At 60.9% G+C, this 343-nt stretch carries 1 protein-coding gene; it reads left to right on the forward strand.

Annotation, left to right across the window (positions count from 1 at the left end; all coding sequences use genetic code 11):
* The coding region (locus tag IAE40_RS25575) for an immunoglobulin-like domain-containing protein (RefSeq protein ID WP_200604071.1) at window positions 1-343 on the forward strand (343 nt) is incomplete at both ends.

Genomic DNA, 343 nt, shown 5'->3' on the forward strand with positions numbered 1-343 from the left:
TGGCGACAAGGTCACCATCGCTGCAGGCCAGACCCAGGTCGAGTACAAGGCGCCAGCCCAAGGCGATGACGTCTTCAAAGACTCAGGCTCTCTGACTGTCGGCATCACCGATGCCAGCGTTCCGGGCAAGACCTTCGAGAATCTGGAACTGGGTGGCTCGGCCACCGTTCAGATTGCTGACACCGAAAGCGAAGTCGTCGCGACCCTCACCGCCGACAAGTCCACCGTCAGCGAGGGCGGCGAGATCACCTATACCGTCACCCTGACCAATGGTCAGGGCCTGGATGTCACTGGCCATGGCGGCCTGACCTTCACCCTTTCGGATGGCACCAAGGTCACCATT

The sequence above is a fragment of the Pseudomonas sp. S44 genome, assembly GCF_016624805.1.
GTDB lineage: Bacteria > Pseudomonadota > Gammaproteobacteria > Pseudomonadales > Pseudomonadaceae > Aquipseudomonas > Aquipseudomonas machongensis.